The sequence below is a fragment of the Nonomuraea cavernae genome, from assembly GCF_014646355.1.
GTDB classification, from domain to species: Bacteria; Actinomycetota; Actinomycetes; order Streptosporangiales; family Streptosporangiaceae; genus Nonomuraea; species Nonomuraea cavernae.
Genome location: NZ_BMNH01000006.1, coordinates 207,444 through 223,091 on the forward strand (window position 1 = coordinate 207,444; position 15,648 = coordinate 223,091).

At 70.1% G+C, this 15,648-nt stretch carries 17 protein-coding genes; 7 read left to right on the forward strand and 10 right to left on the reverse strand.

Going from position 1 to position 15,648, the window contains the following annotated elements:
* Positions 1-4 precede the first annotated feature (4 nt).
* Positions 5-637: a maleylpyruvate isomerase N-terminal domain-containing protein gene (locus IEY82_RS13780; RefSeq protein WP_189124475.1), complete on the forward strand. Its 633-nt coding sequence runs from the start codon at positions 5-7 to the stop codon at positions 635-637.
* Between the two features lie 181 nt (positions 638-818).
* Here IEY82_RS13780 and IEY82_RS13785 read toward each other — a convergent pair whose 3' ends face one another.
* The 6 genes from IEY82_RS13785 to IEY82_RS13810 form a co-directional block, all read right to left on the reverse strand.
* Positions 819-1,835: an ABC transporter ATP-binding protein gene (locus tag IEY82_RS13785; protein ID WP_372459724.1), complete on the reverse strand. Its 1,017-nt coding sequence runs from the start codon at positions 1,833-1,835 to the stop codon at positions 819-821.
* 74 nt (positions 1,836-1,909) lie between these two features.
* The gene (locus tag IEY82_RS13790) at positions 1,910-2,887 is read right to left on the reverse strand and encodes an ABC transporter ATP-binding protein (protein WP_189124476.1); all 978 of its coding nucleotides are present in this window, start codon (positions 2,885-2,887) and stop codon (positions 1,910-1,912) included.
* Entirely contained in the window at positions 2,884-3,768 is an 885-nt protein-coding gene (locus tag IEY82_RS13795; protein ID WP_189124477.1) for an ABC transporter permease, read from the reverse strand. The genes IEY82_RS13790 and IEY82_RS13795 overlap by 4 nt, the downstream gene beginning before the upstream one ends.
* A complete protein-coding gene (locus IEY82_RS13800) occupies positions 3,765-4,817 on the reverse strand; it encodes an ABC transporter permease (protein WP_189124478.1) in 1,053 nt (350 codons plus the stop codon). Before IEY82_RS13800 ends, IEY82_RS13795 begins: the two co-directional genes overlap by 4 nt.
* Entirely contained in the window at positions 4,814-6,622 is a 1,809-nt protein-coding gene (locus IEY82_RS13805; RefSeq protein ID WP_189124479.1) for an ABC transporter substrate-binding protein, read from the reverse strand. Before IEY82_RS13805 ends, IEY82_RS13800 begins: the two co-directional genes overlap by 4 nt.
* A gap of 119 nt (positions 6,623-6,741) precedes the next feature.
* Complete coding sequence (locus IEY82_RS13810) at positions 6,742-8,370, reverse strand: ABC-F family ATP-binding cassette domain-containing protein (RefSeq protein WP_189124480.1); 1,629 nt, start codon at positions 8,368-8,370, stop codon at positions 6,742-6,744.
* 141 nt (positions 8,371-8,511) lie between these two features.
* Here IEY82_RS13810 and IEY82_RS13815 point away from each other — a divergent pair, with 141 nt between their 5' ends.
* From IEY82_RS13815 to IEY82_RS13830, 4 genes are all read left to right on the forward strand, one after another.
* Positions 8,512-9,057 (forward strand): type 1 glutamine amidotransferase domain-containing protein, encoded by a 546-nt coding sequence (locus IEY82_RS13815; RefSeq protein ID WP_189124481.1) that lies wholly within the window; start codon positions 8,512-8,514, stop codon positions 9,055-9,057.
* A 153-nt stretch (positions 9,058-9,210) separates the two neighbouring features.
* The gene (locus tag IEY82_RS13820; protein WP_189124482.1) at positions 9,211-10,740 is read left to right on the forward strand and encodes an amino acid permease; all 1,530 of its coding nucleotides are present in this window, start codon (positions 9,211-9,213) and stop codon (positions 10,738-10,740) included.
* Positions 10,741-10,804: 64 nt separating this feature from the next.
* The gene (locus IEY82_RS13825) at positions 10,805-11,032 is read left to right on the forward strand and encodes a FitA-like ribbon-helix-helix domain-containing protein (protein WP_189124483.1); all 228 of its coding nucleotides are present in this window, start codon (positions 10,805-10,807) and stop codon (positions 11,030-11,032) included.
* The gene (locus IEY82_RS13830) at positions 11,029-11,418 is read left to right on the forward strand and encodes a type II toxin-antitoxin system VapC family toxin (RefSeq protein WP_189124484.1); all 390 of its coding nucleotides are present in this window, start codon (positions 11,029-11,031) and stop codon (positions 11,416-11,418) included. The genes IEY82_RS13825 and IEY82_RS13830 overlap by 4 nt, the downstream gene beginning before the upstream one ends.
* A 1-nt stretch (position 11,419) precedes the next feature.
* Here the strand turns inward: IEY82_RS13830 and lipB are convergent, their stop codons facing one another.
* The 4 genes from lipB to IEY82_RS13850 all read right to left on the reverse strand — a co-directional run bounded on the left by lipB (position 11,420) and on the right by IEY82_RS13850 (position 13,790).
* Entirely contained in the window at positions 11,420-12,055 is a 636-nt protein-coding gene (lipB, locus tag IEY82_RS13835) for a lipoyl(octanoyl) transferase LipB (protein WP_189124485.1), read from the reverse strand.
* Between the two features lie 68 nt (positions 12,056-12,123).
* Entirely contained in the window at positions 12,124-12,306 is a 183-nt protein-coding gene (locus tag IEY82_RS13840; protein WP_189124486.1) for a PspC domain-containing protein, read from the reverse strand.
* Positions 12,307-12,366: 60 nt separating this feature from the next.
* Positions 12,367-12,873, reverse strand: coding sequence for an HAD domain-containing protein (locus IEY82_RS13845; RefSeq protein ID WP_225263240.1), 507 nt, complete (start codon positions 12,871-12,873; stop codon positions 12,367-12,369).
* Positions 12,870-13,790: an AraC family transcriptional regulator gene (locus tag IEY82_RS13850; protein ID WP_189124487.1), complete on the reverse strand. Its 921-nt coding sequence runs from the start codon at positions 13,788-13,790 to the stop codon at positions 12,870-12,872. The genes IEY82_RS13845 and IEY82_RS13850 overlap by 4 nt, the downstream gene beginning before the upstream one ends.
* 74 nt (positions 13,791-13,864) lie before the next feature.
* Between IEY82_RS13850 and IEY82_RS13855 the strand changes: the two genes are divergently transcribed.
* Together IEY82_RS13855 and IEY82_RS13860 are read left to right on the forward strand one after the other, a co-directional pair.
* Positions 13,865-14,707, forward strand: a complete 843-nt coding sequence (locus IEY82_RS13855; RefSeq protein ID WP_189124488.1) for an NAD(P)H-binding protein — start codon at positions 13,865-13,867, stop codon at positions 14,705-14,707.
* A 92-nt stretch (positions 14,708-14,799) separates the two neighbouring features.
* A complete protein-coding gene (locus IEY82_RS13860) occupies positions 14,800-15,630 on the forward strand; it encodes an undecaprenyl-diphosphate phosphatase (protein WP_189124489.1) in 831 nt (276 codons plus the stop codon).
* Positions 15,631-15,648 lie beyond the last annotated feature (18 nt).

The window sequence follows — 15,648 nt, forward strand, 5'->3', positions numbered from 1 at the left end:
CGCCATGAGGGAGTCCTATCTGGTCGCAGCGCGGTCGGCGGTGGACCTGCTCGGAGATCCCGCCGTGGCCGCGGCGTGGGACAAGCCGAGCGCGCTCACCGAGTTCAGCGTCGCCGGCCTTGCCGGGCACCTGGCCCACCAGCTCGTCCGGGTTGAGTCCGTGCTCGGCCGGCGGCCCGAGGAGGCGCAGGAACCGGTCTCCCTGCTGGAGCACTACTCCATGTCGCCGTGGGTGCAGGCGGGCCTCGACCACGAGAGCAACATCGGCATCAGGCGGGGCGGCGAGGCCGCCGCCGCCGAAGGGCCCGTCGCGCTCGCCGCCAGGACGGGCGAGCTGCTGGAGCGCCTGCGGGCCGCGCTGCCCACCGAGCCGGCCGACAGCGTGGTGTCCCTGCCCTGGGCAGGCTGGTCGCTGCTGCTGGACGACTTCCTGCTGACCCGGCTGATCGAGCTGGTGGTGCACTCCGACGACCTGGCCGCCAGCGTCGGCGTGGAGACGCCGGAGCTGCCGTCCGAGGTCGTCGCCCCGGTCGTCGACCTGCTGGCGCGGCTGGCCGTGCACCGCCACGGGGCGACGGCGGTCATCCGCACGCTGAGCAGGGCCGAACGCGCGCCGGCCACGATCAGCGCCTTCTAGAAGACGAGCGGTCACCGTGCCGGGCTTCGACGCCTTGATCGTCACCTTGCCGCCCATTGAGTGCGCCGACCGGCCTGCCGGGATCCGTCTCACCGACGAGGCGAATCCCGGCGCGGGTCCGAGCACCGCTCCAAGCACGGGTCCGGGCTTTAAGCGGGGGTACGGGTCCCGAGCGGGACCGTCAGCTCGTGACCTCCGCGTAGTGGCACGCCACCTGGGCGCCGGAGACGGCCGGCAGCACGGCGAGCGGCTCCGACCGGCACCTGCCGTCGACCCCCGCCTCGGCCGCCCGCCCGGAGGCCAGCACCTGGCAGCGGGCGTGGAAGCGGCAGCCGCCCGGGATCCGCGTCGGGTCCGGCGGCTCGCCGGTCAGCACCACCCGCTCGGGCGACTCCGGCAGCACCGAGAGCAGCGCCTGCGTGTAGGGGTGCCGGGGAGCGGTCAGCACCTGCTCCACCGGGCCCGACTCGACGATCCGGCCGAGGTACATGACCGCGACCCGGTCGGCGATGTTCCAGGCCAGCCCGAGGTCGTGCGTGACGACCAGCGCCGACAGCCCGAGGTCGTCGCGGAGCCCGAGCATCAGCGCGAGGATCTCGCCCCGGACGGAGGCGTCGAGCGAGGCCACCGGCTCGTCGGCGACCAGCACCTTCGGGTTGAGCGCCAGCGCTCCGGCGATCACCACCCGTTGCCGCTGCCCGCCGGACAGCTCGTGCGGGTAGCGCAGGAAGAACCGCTCCGGCGGCCGCAGCCCGGCCTTCGCCAGCGCGGTGGCCACGACCTCCTGCTCGTCGGGCAGTCCGTGGATGCGTGGCCCCTCGGCCACCGCCTCGTAGACGGTGTGCCTCGGGTTGAGCGAGCCCGTCGGGTCCTGCAGGACGAGCTGCACCTCCCTCCGGTGCGCCTTGAGCGACCTGGAGCCGTAGTCGAGCGGGGCCCCGCCGTACACGACCGAGCCGGAGGTGGGGCGTTCGAGGCCGAGCAGCGTGCGCGCGAGCGTCGTCTTGCCGCAGCCGGACTCGCCGACCAGCGCCACGATCTCGCCCTCGCCGATCGCGAGATTGACCCCGTCGACCGCGCGGGCGCGGCGCCCCCGCGAGGGGAACTCCACGTGCACGTCACGTGCCTCCAGCAGCGTGCCGCGCCTGGTGGGCTCAGTGGTCGCGGTCTCCGCGTCAGGAGGAGCGTCCTCGGGCACGCGGACGTCACCCTCCGCGGCGGGAGGAGCGTCCTCGGGCGCCCGGGGCTCGCCCCCCGCGGCTCGCGTCTCGGTCAAGAGATCTCCTCCTTCGCCCGTACGTGCACGCACGCGGCCGAACGTGCCTCGCCGGCGGGCCAGAGCTCGACGTCGAGGGTCGAGCACTCGGCCAGCGCCACCGGGCAGCGCGGGTGGAACGAACAACCGGTCGGGAGCCGCATGGGGTCGGGCGGGTCGCCGCCGAGGCCCCTGGGCGCCAGCCGGGAGGCGGGGTCGCCGACGGTCGGGAACGCCGCCGCCAGCGCCCGGCCGTAGGGGTGTCTGGCGTCGTGGAACACCTCGCGGGACGGGCCGTTCTCGACGACGCGGCCCGCGTACATGATGGCCAGCCGGTCGCACACGTCGGCGAGCACCGAGAGGTCGTGAGAGATCATGATCAGTGAGATGCCGTGCTCGGCGATCAGCTGTTTGATCAGCGTGAGCACCTGCGCCTGGACCATCACGTCGAGGGCCGTGGTCGGCTCGTCGGCCACGATCAGCCGGGGCGAGCAGGCCAGTGCCATCGCGATCATCACGCGCTGCCGCTGCCCGCCGGACAGCTCGTGCGGGTAGCTGCCGGCTCGCCAGGTGGGCAGCCCGACCTGTTCGAGCAGCTCGGCGACGCGCTTGCGGGCGCCGTCGGGCTTGACCAGGTCGTGCACCAGCAGCGGCTCGGCGATCTGGTCGCCGATCCGCTGCACCGGGTTGAGCCCGTGCTGCGCGCCCTGGAACACGATGGACGCCTCGGCCCACCGGACGGCCCGCAGCCTGCCCCACTTCATGGTGAGCACGTCCTCGCCGTCGAGCAGGATCCGGCCGCCGACGCGGGCGTCGCGCGGCAGCAGCCGCAGCAGCGCCATGGCCAGCGTCGACTTGCCGGATCCCGACTCTCCGGCGACCCCGAGCGCCGCCCCCGAGTCGAGGCTCAGCGACACCCCGCGTACGGCGGGCACCTCGCCCGCCGCGATGCGGTAGGTCACCGAGAGATCGTCCAGTTCGAGAAGGGCCGTCATACGCCCGCCTTCCGCAGTCGCGGGTTGAGCACCGACTCCAGCGCCCTGCCGCACAGGGTGAACGCCATGACGACGGCGACGATGCAGAGGCCGGGGATGAGGATGTACCACCAGGCGCCCTGGTTGACCGCGCCCCAGTCGTAGGAGGCCCGCAGCATGGTGCCCCACGAGGTCTTGTTGGCGCTGACACCGAGGAAGGCCAGGGTCGACTCGGTGACGATCGCGCTGGCCACCTCCAGCGTGGTGCTGGCCAGCAGCAGCGGCGCCACGTTGGGCAGGACGTGCCTGGTGGTGATGTGCCAGTGACCGCCGCCGAGCGCCTTGGACCGTTCGATGTACGGCCTGGCCTCCACGGCGAGGGTCTGCGCCCTGATCAGCCGGGCGGTCGAGGGCCACGAGGTGACCCCGATCGCGATGATGATCGTGAGCGTGCTGCCGCCGAGGATGGCCGCCAGCACCAGCGCCGTCACCAGCGACGGCAGCACCAGGAACCAGTCGGTGACGCGCATCAGCACGGCGCCGATCCAGCCGCGGAAGTGACCGGCCGCGATGCCGACCACGGCGCCGATCCCGATGGTGAGCAACGCGGCCAGGAAGCCGATGAGCAGCGAGGTGCGTGACCCCCACCAGACCATCAGCAGGATCGACCGGCCGGACTCGTCGGTGCCGAACGGGTAGTCGAGGCTGGGCGCGGCCATCCGGTCGCCGGTGCCCTTGACCACGTTGGTCACGCTCTCGCCGATGAACAGCGGCGCCGCCAGCGCGAGCACGACGGCCGCGACCAGCACCGCCAGCCCGATCACACCGGCCCGCTCGTGGCGGAAGCCGTCCCAGAAGCGGCCGAACGCCAGCCGTCTCCGGGTCCAGGCGACACTGGTCACGCCGACCTCACCCTCGGGTCGAGGACGTGGTAGACCACGTCGGCCAGTGTGTTCATGAGGATCACCGCCACGGCGATCAGCATGAACGTGCCCTGCATGAGCGTGAAGTCAGGCACTCTGATCGCCTCGTAGAAGAGCTGCCCGAGCCCGGGCCAGCTGAAGACGGCCTCGACGGTGACCGCGCCGCCGACGACGAAGCCGATGCGCATGAAGACCAGCGTCACCGTGGGCAGCAGCGCGTTGGGCACCGCGTGGCGGCGGCGTACGTCGTCGTCGCGCAGGCCCTTGGCCCGTGCGGTGGTCACGTAGTCCTGGCTCACTTCCTCGAGCAGCGACGAGCGCATGACCATCAGATACTGGGCGTAGACCACGGCGGCCAGCGTGAGGCAGGGCAGCACCATGTGCATGCCCACGTCGAGGAGGTAGGCGAAGCCGTCGGGGGCGTCCACGCTCTCGATCCCCCGGGTGGGGAAGAGGCCCGGGATGGGGCCGATGCCGGCCGCGAAGGTCATCAGCAGCAGCAGTCCGAGCCAGAACGTCGGCACGGACCAGAGCACCAGCGAGACGCCGGTGGAGAAGCGGTCGAAGCGGCTGCCGGGCCGCCAGCCGGCCCGGATGCCCTGCCAGAGGCCGAAGATCACCGCGATGGCCAGGCCCGTTCCGGCGAGCAGCAGTGTGGCGCCGATGCGATCTCCGATGAGGTCGATGACCGGCCGCTTGTACTCGTAGGAGGTGCCGAGGTCCAGGCGGAGCGTCTTGCCGACGAAGTCGAAGAACTGCTCGATCAGCGGCTTGTCCAGACCGAGCCGGTGCCGCTCCAGGTCGAGCTGTGCCGGGGTCATGTTGCGGCCCTGCGCGAGGGCGCGCACCGGGTCGCCGGGCAGCAGGCGGAACGCGAAGAACGTCCCGATGATCACCATGGCGACACTGAGCAACGCCCCGCCTGCCTTCGACAGCGCGTATCTCAGCGTGCCTCGGTAGGCGGGGCGCCCGTCACCGGAGCCCGCCGCCTGGACGGCGGGCTCCGCTGCGTCGAGCGGTGTTGTCATTCGCGCTCGTCCGCGACGCTCTTGCGCCGCCTGGTCAGGAAGAACGCCCCGAGTCCGATGACGACCACGGCGCCGACCACGCCGGCGATGAGGCCGGTGTTGGAGCCGCTCTCTGCGGATCCGGCGGCCGGGGCCGCGACGGCGTCCAGCGTGTAGAACGGCCAGAAGCCGCTGCCGCCGTAGAGGATGCCGTTGTTCTCGGGGATCGGGGTGATGCTGGTGATGCGGTCCTTGCGGTAGCCCTCGAGGTCGTTCGGGTAGTAGATGGCGATCACCGGGGCGTCGGTGTAGAGGCGCTCCTGCATCTGCTTGATGATCTCGGCGCGCTTGGGCCGGTCGAGCTCCTTGAGCTGCTCCTGGTAGAGCTTCTCGTAGGTCTCGTCGCAGTAGAACGACTCGGTGCCGCCGCCCTCGCCCGAGGCGGTGGGCCTGCGGCTGCACAGGTGCGTCGCCAGCACCTCCTCGGGGTCGGGGTTGACCGACCAGCCGCTGATCGCGATGTCGAACAGCGCGGTGGTGCCGGTCTCCTCGGTGAACTTGCTGGAGTCGAGCTTCTTGGTGGTCAGCGTGACGCCGATCTCCTTGAAGAAGCCGGTCAGGTACTCGGCGAGCTTGTCCTCGATGGGGGTGTCGGTGTGGATGCTGAAGCGGAACTCCAGCTTCTTGTCACCGTCGGGCATCGTGCGGACGCCGTCGGAGCCCTTCTTGTAGCCGGCGTCGTCGAGGATCTGGTTGGCCTTGGCGACATCGTGGCTGACCTTGGTGTCGCCGCTCGCCTCCCAGAAGAAGTCGGTGTACATGGGCGGCACGATCGAGCCGTCGGCGGGCTTGGCCAGGCCGTTCTGCACCTCGTCGGCGAGCTTCTGCTTGTCGATCGCGTAGTGCAGCGCCTGGCGCACCTTCGGGTCCTTCAGCGCGGGGTGGCCGTCGCCGATGGGCTTGTCGTCGGAGGTGGTCGCGCCGTGGTTGATCTGCAGGTAGTTGGCCCGGCGGCCCTGCTGGTTCCACTGCACGATGTTGGAGTCGCCCTTGAGCGCCTCGAACTCCGGCGGCGAGAGGCGGCCGATCAGGTCGATCTCGCCCTTCTTCAGGCCGACGATCGAGGCCGCGGGGTTGTCGTAGAAGATGACCTGCAGCTCGTCGATCTTGGGCGCGCCCCGCCAGTAGTCGGGGTTGGCCTTCAGCTTGACGTACTGGTCCTTCTTGTGCTCGATCGCGATGTACGCCCCGCTGCCCACCGCCGGGTAGACCTCGGCGTCGTAGTTGGCCATGTCGGTGACCTTCTCCCAGACATGCTTCGGCATGATCGGGATCGGGTTCTCCAGCATCGACGCCTGCGGGGCCTTGGTCTTGATGACCAGGTCCTGGCCGTTGGCCGTGACGCTCTCGAAGTTCTCGGCGGCCGGACCGTTGGCGGTCTTGGCCGCGTCATCGGTCATGACCTTGTTGAACGTCCAGGCGGCGTCCTCGGCCGTGATCGGCTTGCCGTCGGACCACTTGGCCTGGCGGATCTTGAACGTCCAGGTGAGCCCGTCGTCGGAGGTGGTCCACGACTCGGCCAGGTCAGGGCTCGGCTGGAGCGTCTTGGGGTCGGGGACGGTGAGGAAGCCGTACATCAGGCGGTGGATGGACGACGACACCAGCCGGACCGCGAGGAACGGGTTCATCGAGTCGACCGCCTGGGTCGCCCCGATACGGACGATCTTCTTCCCCGCGGCGGGCTCCTGGGCATGGGCGATCTGGCCCTGTCCTGCTACTAACAGCGCGACGCCCAGCACAGCCAGACGCGCGAACAACTTCTTCATGGTGCCTCACCTTCAGGCGGGGGAATCCTGCTGTAGAGAAAGGCACACCATACGAAGAGTCCATGTCAACGAGCTACGGAAAATTGTTTCATCTTCGTTTCCTGGCCCGGTGTAAATTTTCAGGCGATCCGCACGACCGTGCCCGCCTCGACCCTGAGCCGGCGATCGACGTGGACGGCGTCCAGCATTCTGCGGTCGTGCGTGACCAGCAGCAGCGTGCCCGGATAGCTCGCCAGGGCCGACTCCAGCTGCTCGATCGCCGGCAGGTCGAGATGGTTGGTCGGCTCGTCGAGCACCAGCAGGTTGACCCCTCTGGCCTGCAGCAACGCCAGGGCCGCGCGGGTCCGCTCGCCGGGTGACAGGGTCGAGGCGGGCCGCAGCACGTGCGCGGCCTTCAGCCCGTACTTCGCCAGCAGCGTACGCACGTCGGCGGGCGCCAGCTCGGGCGTGTGCCGCGCGAACGCCTCCAGCAACGGCTCGTCGCCCTCGAACAGCCGCCTCGCCTGGTCGACCTCGCCCACCACCACACCGGGCCCGAGCGCCGCGTGCCCCTCGTCCAGCGGGGTGCGGCCCAGCAGCGCGCCCAGCAGCGTGGTCTTGCCCGAGCCGTTGGCGCCCGTGATCGCCACCCGGTCGGCCCAGCCGATCTCCAGGTCGACCGGGCCCAGCGTGAACGTGCCCCGCCTGACCACCGCGCCGCGCAACGTCGCCACCACCGCCCCCGAGCGGGGCGCGGGGGCGATCTCCATCCGCAGCTCCCACTCCTTGCGCGGCTCCTCGACGACCTCCATCCGCTCGATCAGCCGCTCGGTCTGGCGGGCCTTGGCGGCCTGCTTCTCGGTGGTCTCGACCCGCAGGTTGCGGCCGATCTTGTCGTTGTCGGTGGCCTTGCGGCGGGCGTTCTTCACGCCCTTCTCCATCCAGGCGCGCTGGGTGCGGGCGCGGGTCTCCAACTGGGCGCGGGTGCCGGCGTACTCCTCGTACTGCTCGCGGGCGTGCCTCCTGGCCACCTCCCGCTCCTCCAGGTAGGCCTGGTAGCCGCCGCCGAACAGGCTGACGCGCTGCTGGGCCAGGTCGAGCTCCAGCACCTTGGTGACGGTCCTGGCCAGGAACTCGCGGTCGTGGCTGACCAGCACGGTGCCGGCCCGCAGGCCGTTGACGAAGCCCTCCAGCCGGTCGAGCCCGTCGAGGTCGAGGTCGTTGGTCGGCTCGTCGAGCAGGAAGAGGTCGTAGCGGCTGAGCAGCAGCGAGGCGAGCCCGGCGCGGGCCGCCTGGCCGCCGGAGAGCGAGGTCATCGACTGGTCGAGGCCCACGGTCAGGCCGATCTCCGCCGACCGCTCCTCCAGGTCGGCGCCGCCGAGCGAGAGCCAGCGTTCGAGCGCCAGGCTGTAGGCGTCGTCGGCGCCCGGCCGCTCCTCCACCAGCGCCTGGGTCGCCTCGTCGAGGTCGCGCTGCGCCCGCGCGACGCCGGTGCGCCTGGCCAGGAACTCTCTGACGGTCTCGCCCGGCCGGCGGTCGGGCTCCTGCGGGAGGTGGCCCACCGTGGCGGTCGGCGGGCTCAGGCGTACGGTGCCGTGCTCGGGCCGGTCGAGGCCAGCCAGCAGGCGCAGCAGGGTGGACTTGCCCGCGCCGTTGGCCCCCACGAGCCCGATCACGTCGCCGGGGCTCACCACCAGATCGAGGCCGGAGAACAGGACCCGCTCACCGTGACCTGCCGAGAGATCCTTCACCACCATGGTCGCGCTCATGTTCTCCGATGCTAGGTCACCCGGCCGGTAGGGCGTCCCGCCTGCCGACGGCCGCCGCCGCGGCGGCCGGACGCCGCCCGCATACAACGCCAACCCCCGGAAAGGGAGAGAAGGACACCCATCTCACAAGGGGGAAACCAGATGATCCAGGGAAAGACGATCGCGTTCCTCGTCGCCCCTGAAGGCGTCGAGCAGGTCGAGCTCACCGAGCCGTGGAAGGCGATCAAGCAGGCCGGTGGCACGCCCAAGCTGATCTCCACGAGCTCCGGACGGATCCGGGCCTTCAACCACCTCGACCGCGGCGACACCTTCGCCGTGGACGCCACGGTCGACCAGGTGGCGGTGGCCGAGTTCGACGGCCTGGTCCTGCCGGGCGGGGTGGCCAACCCCGACTTCCTGCGGACGGTGCCCGAGGCGGTGCGGTTCGTGGGTGACTTCTTCGAGGCGGGCAAGCCGGTGGCCGCGATCTGCCACGCGCCGTGGACCCTGATCGAGGCCGACGTGGTGCGCGACCGCATGGTCACCTCCTGGCCGAGCCTCCAGACCGACCTGCGCAACGCGGGCGCCAACTGGGTGGACCGGGAGATCGTCGTGTGCACGGCGGGCCTCAACGTGCTGGTCACCAGCCGCAAGCCGGACGACCTCAAGGCGTTCTGCCAGGGGGCGATCGACGCGTTCAGCCAGTGACCGCTCCGGGGCCCTCACGGGCCCCGCATATCCCTTGTTTCCGGTGATGTATCGCAGGTCGCACGAAACCCGCCTGTAACGCCTTGCTCTTAGGATCGGAAAGGTCTAGATGTAGACCAAAGAGTGAGTTCTCCACGCCCCCCAGGGAGCCTCATGACCACCGAAGAGGATTCCAGGCGACTCGCCGAGCTCGGCTACAAGCAAGAGCTGGCCCGCACCTGGAGCGGGTTCTCCAACTTCGCGATCTCCTTCTCCATCATCTCGATCCTCGCCGGATGCTTCACCACCTTCGGCCAGGCCTGGAACAACGGCGGCCCCATCGCCATCTCATGGGGCTGGCCGCTGATCTCCGCCTTCATCCTGATCATCGGTTTCTGCATGTCGGAGCTGGTCTCCGCCTACCCGACCGCCGGCGGCATCTACTGGTGGGCCGCCAAGCTGGGCAAGCCGATCCACGGCTGGTTCACCGGCTGGCTCAACCTGATCGGCCTCATCGCGGTCACCGCGTCCGTCGACTACGGCTGCGCCACGTTCCTCAACATCACGCTCTCCCGGCTGACCGGCGGCGGATGGGAGGGCACGCTGTCCCAGGCGTTCCTGCTGTTCGTGATCGTGCTGGGACTCCACGCGCTGATCAACATCTTCAGCCACCGGCTCATCTCGTTACTGCAGAACATCTCGGTCTGGTGGCACGTGGCCGGCGCCGCGGTCATCGTGGGCATCCTGATCTTCGCGCCCAGCGACCACCAGACGCTCGGGTTCGTCTTCACCGAGACGATCAACAACTCCGGTTTCGGCGACGGTGACGGCGGCCTGCCGTTCTGGCTGTACGTGCTGCCGCTCGGCTTCCTGCTGACGCAGTACACGATCACCGGCTTCGACGCGTGCGCGCACGTGTCGGAGGAGACCCAGGGAGCCGCCACCTCGGCGGCCCGCGGGCTCTGGCAGTCGATCTTCTACTCGGCCATCGGCGGCTGGATCCTGCTGCTCGCGTTCCTGTTCGCCGCGACGAACGTCGACGCGATCAACGAGCAGGGCGGCTTCGTCGGCGCCATCTTCGAGACGGCCCTCTCCTCCCCGCTGGCGACCGCGGTCTTCGCGATCTCCACGATCGGCCAGTTCTTCTGCGGCATGAGCTGCGTGACCTCGATGTCGCGGATGACGTACGCGTTCTCCCGTGACGGGGCCGTACCCGGCTGGCGGATCTGGTCGAAGATCGACCGCAACCGGACCCCGGTCAACGCCATCCTCGCGGGCTGCGCGGTGGCGGCGCTGATCACCCTGCCCGCGCTCTACGCCCCGGCCGGGACGACCACCCCGGTCGCCTTCTACGCCGTGGTGTCGATGGCGGTCATCGGCCTCTACCTGGCCTTCCTCATCCCGATCTGGCTCAGGCTGAAGATGGGCGACGACTTCGTCCCCGGCCCGTGGACGCTGGGCAGGAAGTATCGAGTGCTGTGCTGGATCGCGTGCGTGGAGATCGTGATCGTCTCGGTCTACTTCGTCATGCCGTTCTCGCCCGCCGGTGTCCCCGGCAATGAGGACTTCACCTGGACCTCGGTCAACTACGCGCCGATCGCGGTGGGGGTGGTGCTGATCGGCATCGCCCTGTGGTGGGCGCTGTCGGCCCGCCACTGGTTCACCGGCCCCCGCCGCACGATCGACGACGTGCCCGTCCCCTGACGTCCGCCAAGCAGAGGGGTACGTCTCCCGCACCCCTCTGCTTGCAAACTGCTAGCGTGGGGGCATGGCAACGCTCTACATCCGCGACGTCCCCGAACCAGTAGCCGAATCACTGAAAGAGCGTGCGGCCGAAGCAGGAATGTCGCTTTCGGCCTATGTCGCGAGGGAGTTGGCGGATATCGCCGCCCGCCCCACGAATGCTGAGATCGTCAAGCGGCTGAAAGCGCGAGATCGCTCACACGGGCCCTCGACCGCCGAGATTCTCGAGGCCATCGAGGCAGGCAGGCGATGATCGTCATCGATTCGTCCGCGATGACAGAGGCGCTGGCCGGCCGCGAAGCCGACGACGAGCTCCTCGATGCGCTCCAGGCGAGCGTTCATGCCCCACATCTGCTCGACGTCGAGGTTCTCTCGACTCTGCGAGGCCTTACGCTCGGCGGGAAACTGCCTGCGCACGCAGCCGAGCAGGCGCGAGCCGACTACCTCGCACTCAAGATCGCCCGTTACGAAATCAAAGGGATCGCCGAGCGGATCTGGGAGCTGCGGCACAACTACACCGCCTACGATGCCAGCTATATCGCCCTCGCCGAAGCGCTCGAGTGTCCCCTCTACACCTGCGACGGCAAGCTGACCGGCAGCGCGCACGATGCCGAAGTGCGGGTGTTCGCGCGCGACTAGGTCAGGACGCCTCGAAGGAGGCGGCCACGGCGACGCGGACGGAGCCCATCGACGCGTCGCCGACCTCTCGCTTGAGCGAGGTCATGTCGACGTCGGGCATGCCGCACGCGACCGCCCACTGCCAGGGGTCGAGGTCGCCGTCGACGTTGAGCGCGAAACCGTGGCTGGTGACGCCGCGGCTCTGGCGCATCCCGATCGAGACGATCTTGCGCCCGCTCTCGGTGGTCCAGACGCCGGTCAGCAGCTCGGAGCCGGGCGGCGTGTCGCGGCGCTCGGCGGCGAGGCCGAGCGCGCCCAGCGCCTCGATCAGCCGGAGCTCCACCTCGCGCACATAGTCGACGATCCGCTCCTGCTCGCCCAGCTTCACGATCAGGTAGCCGACCAGCTGGCCGGGACCGTGATAGGTGAGCTGGCCCCCGCGGCCGGTCTCGACCACGGGGATGCCACGCGACGGGTCGGGCAGGTGCGCCTGCGGCGTGCGGCGCCCGATGGTGTAGACCGACGGGTGGCTCAGCAGCCAGAGGGTGTCCGGCCGCTCGTCTCGCTGGCGCTCGCCGACGAGGTCGGCCATGCGCTCCATCGCCTTGTCGTAGTCGACCAGCTCATCCTGGATGAGCGTCAGCGGCCTTGACTTCATGCTTCGAGGATAGAGCGGCGCCAGCACTTCTTCGGTGTCGGTGCTTCTTCGGTGTCAGTGCTTCGGCGTCAGTACTTCTTCGGCTCCTCGGGGACGAGGACCCACATGACGACGTAGACGACCCACATCGGGCCGGGGAACAGGGAAAGGATCAGCCAGAGGATCCGGACGAGGGTCGGCGGCAGGCCCATCTTGTCGGCGAGGCCGCCGCAGACGCCGGCCAGCATCCTGTGCTCGCGAGAGCGGTACATCGTTTCCTCCGTGTGGTCGCAGCTACTTGAAGAACGGACGGGCTGACCACACCTATCCCGCTACGGACCCTGAGAAAACCCCGACAGGGTCAGCCAGTCACGGGCCGCCGCGAGATGTTCGCTGGTCAGGCCACGATTGGGCTCGACGGGAACAAGCAGAAAATCGCTCAAACCCTGACACTCCCTGAGATACTTCTCATCCTCCCAGCGCACCTGGTCGTCGAACCAGACGAACGGCCTGTCACCGACGTACGCCCCCACGTGCCGGGTCTTGAACATCTCGCCCAGCTCGCTGCCGCCGTCGGGCCCCAGGGGCACGACCGGGAGCTCCGGCAGGCCGACGCGGGGCGAGATCCACTCGTTGGCGTGATGCTCCCAGGTGGTGGCCCAGGCCAGCTCGGCGCCCGTGCGCAGGGCCAGCTCCAGCAGCCTGGGACCATGCCTGGAGTTGAGGTGGACGGTGTAGCCGACGCCGTCGACCGTGCACCTGTAGCGCCTGAAGCCGGGACCGGGCGCTCCGAAGGGATTGAGCACTCCGTCGACGTCCACCAGCAGCAACGGCTTCACCTGTCGGCTCCCGCCCGGTGCTCCCGCGGGCTGACCCCGCGCACCCTCTTGAAGGCGGCACTGAGCGCGAACGGACTGCCGTAACCCACCTTCCTGGCGACCGAGCCTATCGTGGCGCCCGGCTCGCGCAGCAGGTCGGCGGCCATCGCCAGCCGCCAGTCGGTGAGGAACGCCATCGGCGGCTCGCCCACCAGCTCGGTGAACCGCCGGGCCAGCGAGGCCCGCGAGACGCCCACCTCGGCGGCCAGCGTGGCGACCGTCCACGGGTGGGCGGGATTGTTGTGCAGCATCCGCATGGCCCGGCCGACCACCGGGTCGCTCATCGCGTCATACCAGCCGGGCGCCTCGTGGGCGGCGAACCACGACCGGAGCACGGTGATGAGCAGCAGGTCGAGCAGCCGGTCGAGGACCGCCTCCTGGCCCGGCTCGTCCCTGACCACCTCGGCGCCGAGCAGGGAGATGACCGGGCCGCCCGGCTCGACCAGCAGCGCCGGCAGGGCCTCCAGCAGCCGCCGGGTGATCTCCCCTTCGAGCTGGTAGGTGCCGGTGATCATCACCGTGCCGCCGGCGGCGGAGTTGCCCCAGGTGCGGACGCCAAGGTCCATCGCCTGGTACAGCGACTCGCCGTCGAGCGTGGTGCAGCGCTCGCCGGGGTGGATGACGATCTGCGGCGGCGTGGCGGGGTCGTCGGCCACGGTGTACGGCTCGGGCCCACGCATGATCGCGACGTCGCCCTGGCCGACGCGCACCGGGTCGCCGGAGTCGGGCGTCACCCAGGCGACGCCCCGGGTCATCGCCACCAGGGTCAGCGGCGCCTCGTCCTGGATCCGCAGCGACCACGGCGGATCCATGATCGAACGCAGCACGAAGGCGCCGCGGGCGCGGGGCCCGTCGAGAAGGGCGGCCAGCCGGTCCATGGTCTAGACGATCGCATATGGCATTGCGCTCCTCAACCATGGATAGTCTCACGGCCTTCCGGCTTACTGGGGGCATGACAACTTTGGTGCTGGGCGGCACGGGCAAAACCGGCCGCCGTGTGACTGACCGGCTCACCGCTCTCGGCCTGCCCGTACGGGTGGGTTCGCGCGCCGCCGAGCCGCCCTTCGACTGGGCCGACCGCGACGGCTGGGCGCCCGTCCTGCGCGACGTCGACGCGGTCTACCTGACCTACTATCCCGACCTCGCCTTCCCCGGCGCGCTCGACGACATCCGGGCGTTCACCTCGCTCGCCGTCCGGAGCGGGGTCGGGCGGCTGGTCCTGCTCTCCGGCCGGGGCGAGCCGCTGGCGGAGGCCGCCGAGAGGGTGGTCCAGGAGTCGGGGGCCGAGTGGACGATCGTCCGGTGCGGCTGGTTCATGCAGAACTTCAGTGAGGGCTACCTGCTGGAGCCGGTGCTCGACGGCGTCATCGCACTGCCCGCCGGCGACGTGGCCGAGCCGTTCGTGGACGTGGACGACATCGCGGACGTCGCCGTGGCCGCGCTCACCGGGCCGGGACACGCAGGCCGGCTCTACGAGCTGACCGGGCCGCGGCTGATGACGTTCGCCGACGTGGCGGACGAGCTGTCGAAGGCGACCGGCAGGCAGATCGCCTACCTGCCGGTGACGGCCGGAGAGTACGCGGCGGCGGCGGCCGAGCACGGCGTGCCCGAAGCCGAGATCGGCCTGCTGACCACGCTCTTCACCGAAGTCCTCGACGGCCGCAACGCCTACCTGGCCGACGGCGTGCGCGAGGCGCTCGGCCGCCCCGCGCGGGACTTCGCCGACTACGCCCGCGACGCGGCGGGGGCCTGGACGGTGGCCGCGCGCGACCCGTCAGGCGGCGACCGCGCCTAGCGATACCCCGCTGTCTCCTCCGCGTTCACCTGCCGGCCCGCTGAGTCCGCTACCCTCGCCTCGTCACTCCGGGGCTCGTGGAAGGTACGTACGTGATCGGCTGGTTCGAAGCGGTGATCCTGGGGCTCGTCCAGGGGCTCACGGAGTTCCTGCCGATCTCCTCCAGCGCGCACATCCGGGTCGTCTCGGCGTTCTTCGGCTGGCAGGACCCCGGCGCCGCCTTCACCGCGGTCATCCAGCTTGGCACCGAGACGGCCGTGCTGATCTACTTCCGCCGCGACATCTGGGAGATCCTGTCCACCTGGACCCGCTCCCTGTGGACTCCCGCGCTGCGCTCCCACCACGCGGCCCGCATGGGCTGGTACGTCATCGTCGGCAGCCTGCCCATCGGCGTCCTCGGTCTGGTGTTCAAGGACCAGATCGAGGGCGTCTTCCGCGACCTGCGCCTGGTCGGCACCACGCTCGTGGTGTTCGCCCTGATCCTCTGGTTCGCCGACCGCAGGGCCCGCGACACGCTCACGCTGGAGAAGCACCTCGGCTTCAGGCACGCCATCGGCTACGGCTTCGCGCAGTCGCTCGCCCTCATCCCCGGCGTCTCCCGCTCGGGCGGCACCATCACGGCCGGCCTGCTGCTCGGCTACCGCCGGCAGGACGCGGCCAGATACTCGTTCCTGCTGGCCATCCCCGCCGTGCTGCTGTCGGGCATGCTGGAGCTCAGCCAGATCGGTGAGGGCCCGGCCCCGGCGTGGGGGCCGACGATCGTGGCCACGGTCATCTCGTTCGCCGTGGGCTACGCGGCCGTCGCCTGGTTCCTGAGATACATCAGCACCCACCGGTTCACCGGCTTCGTGTTCTACCGCATCGCCCTCGGCCTCTTCGTCATCCTCGCGGTCACCCTGGGCTGGATCCCGGCCCAGGGCTGAGGCGGGCGCCGCCACTAC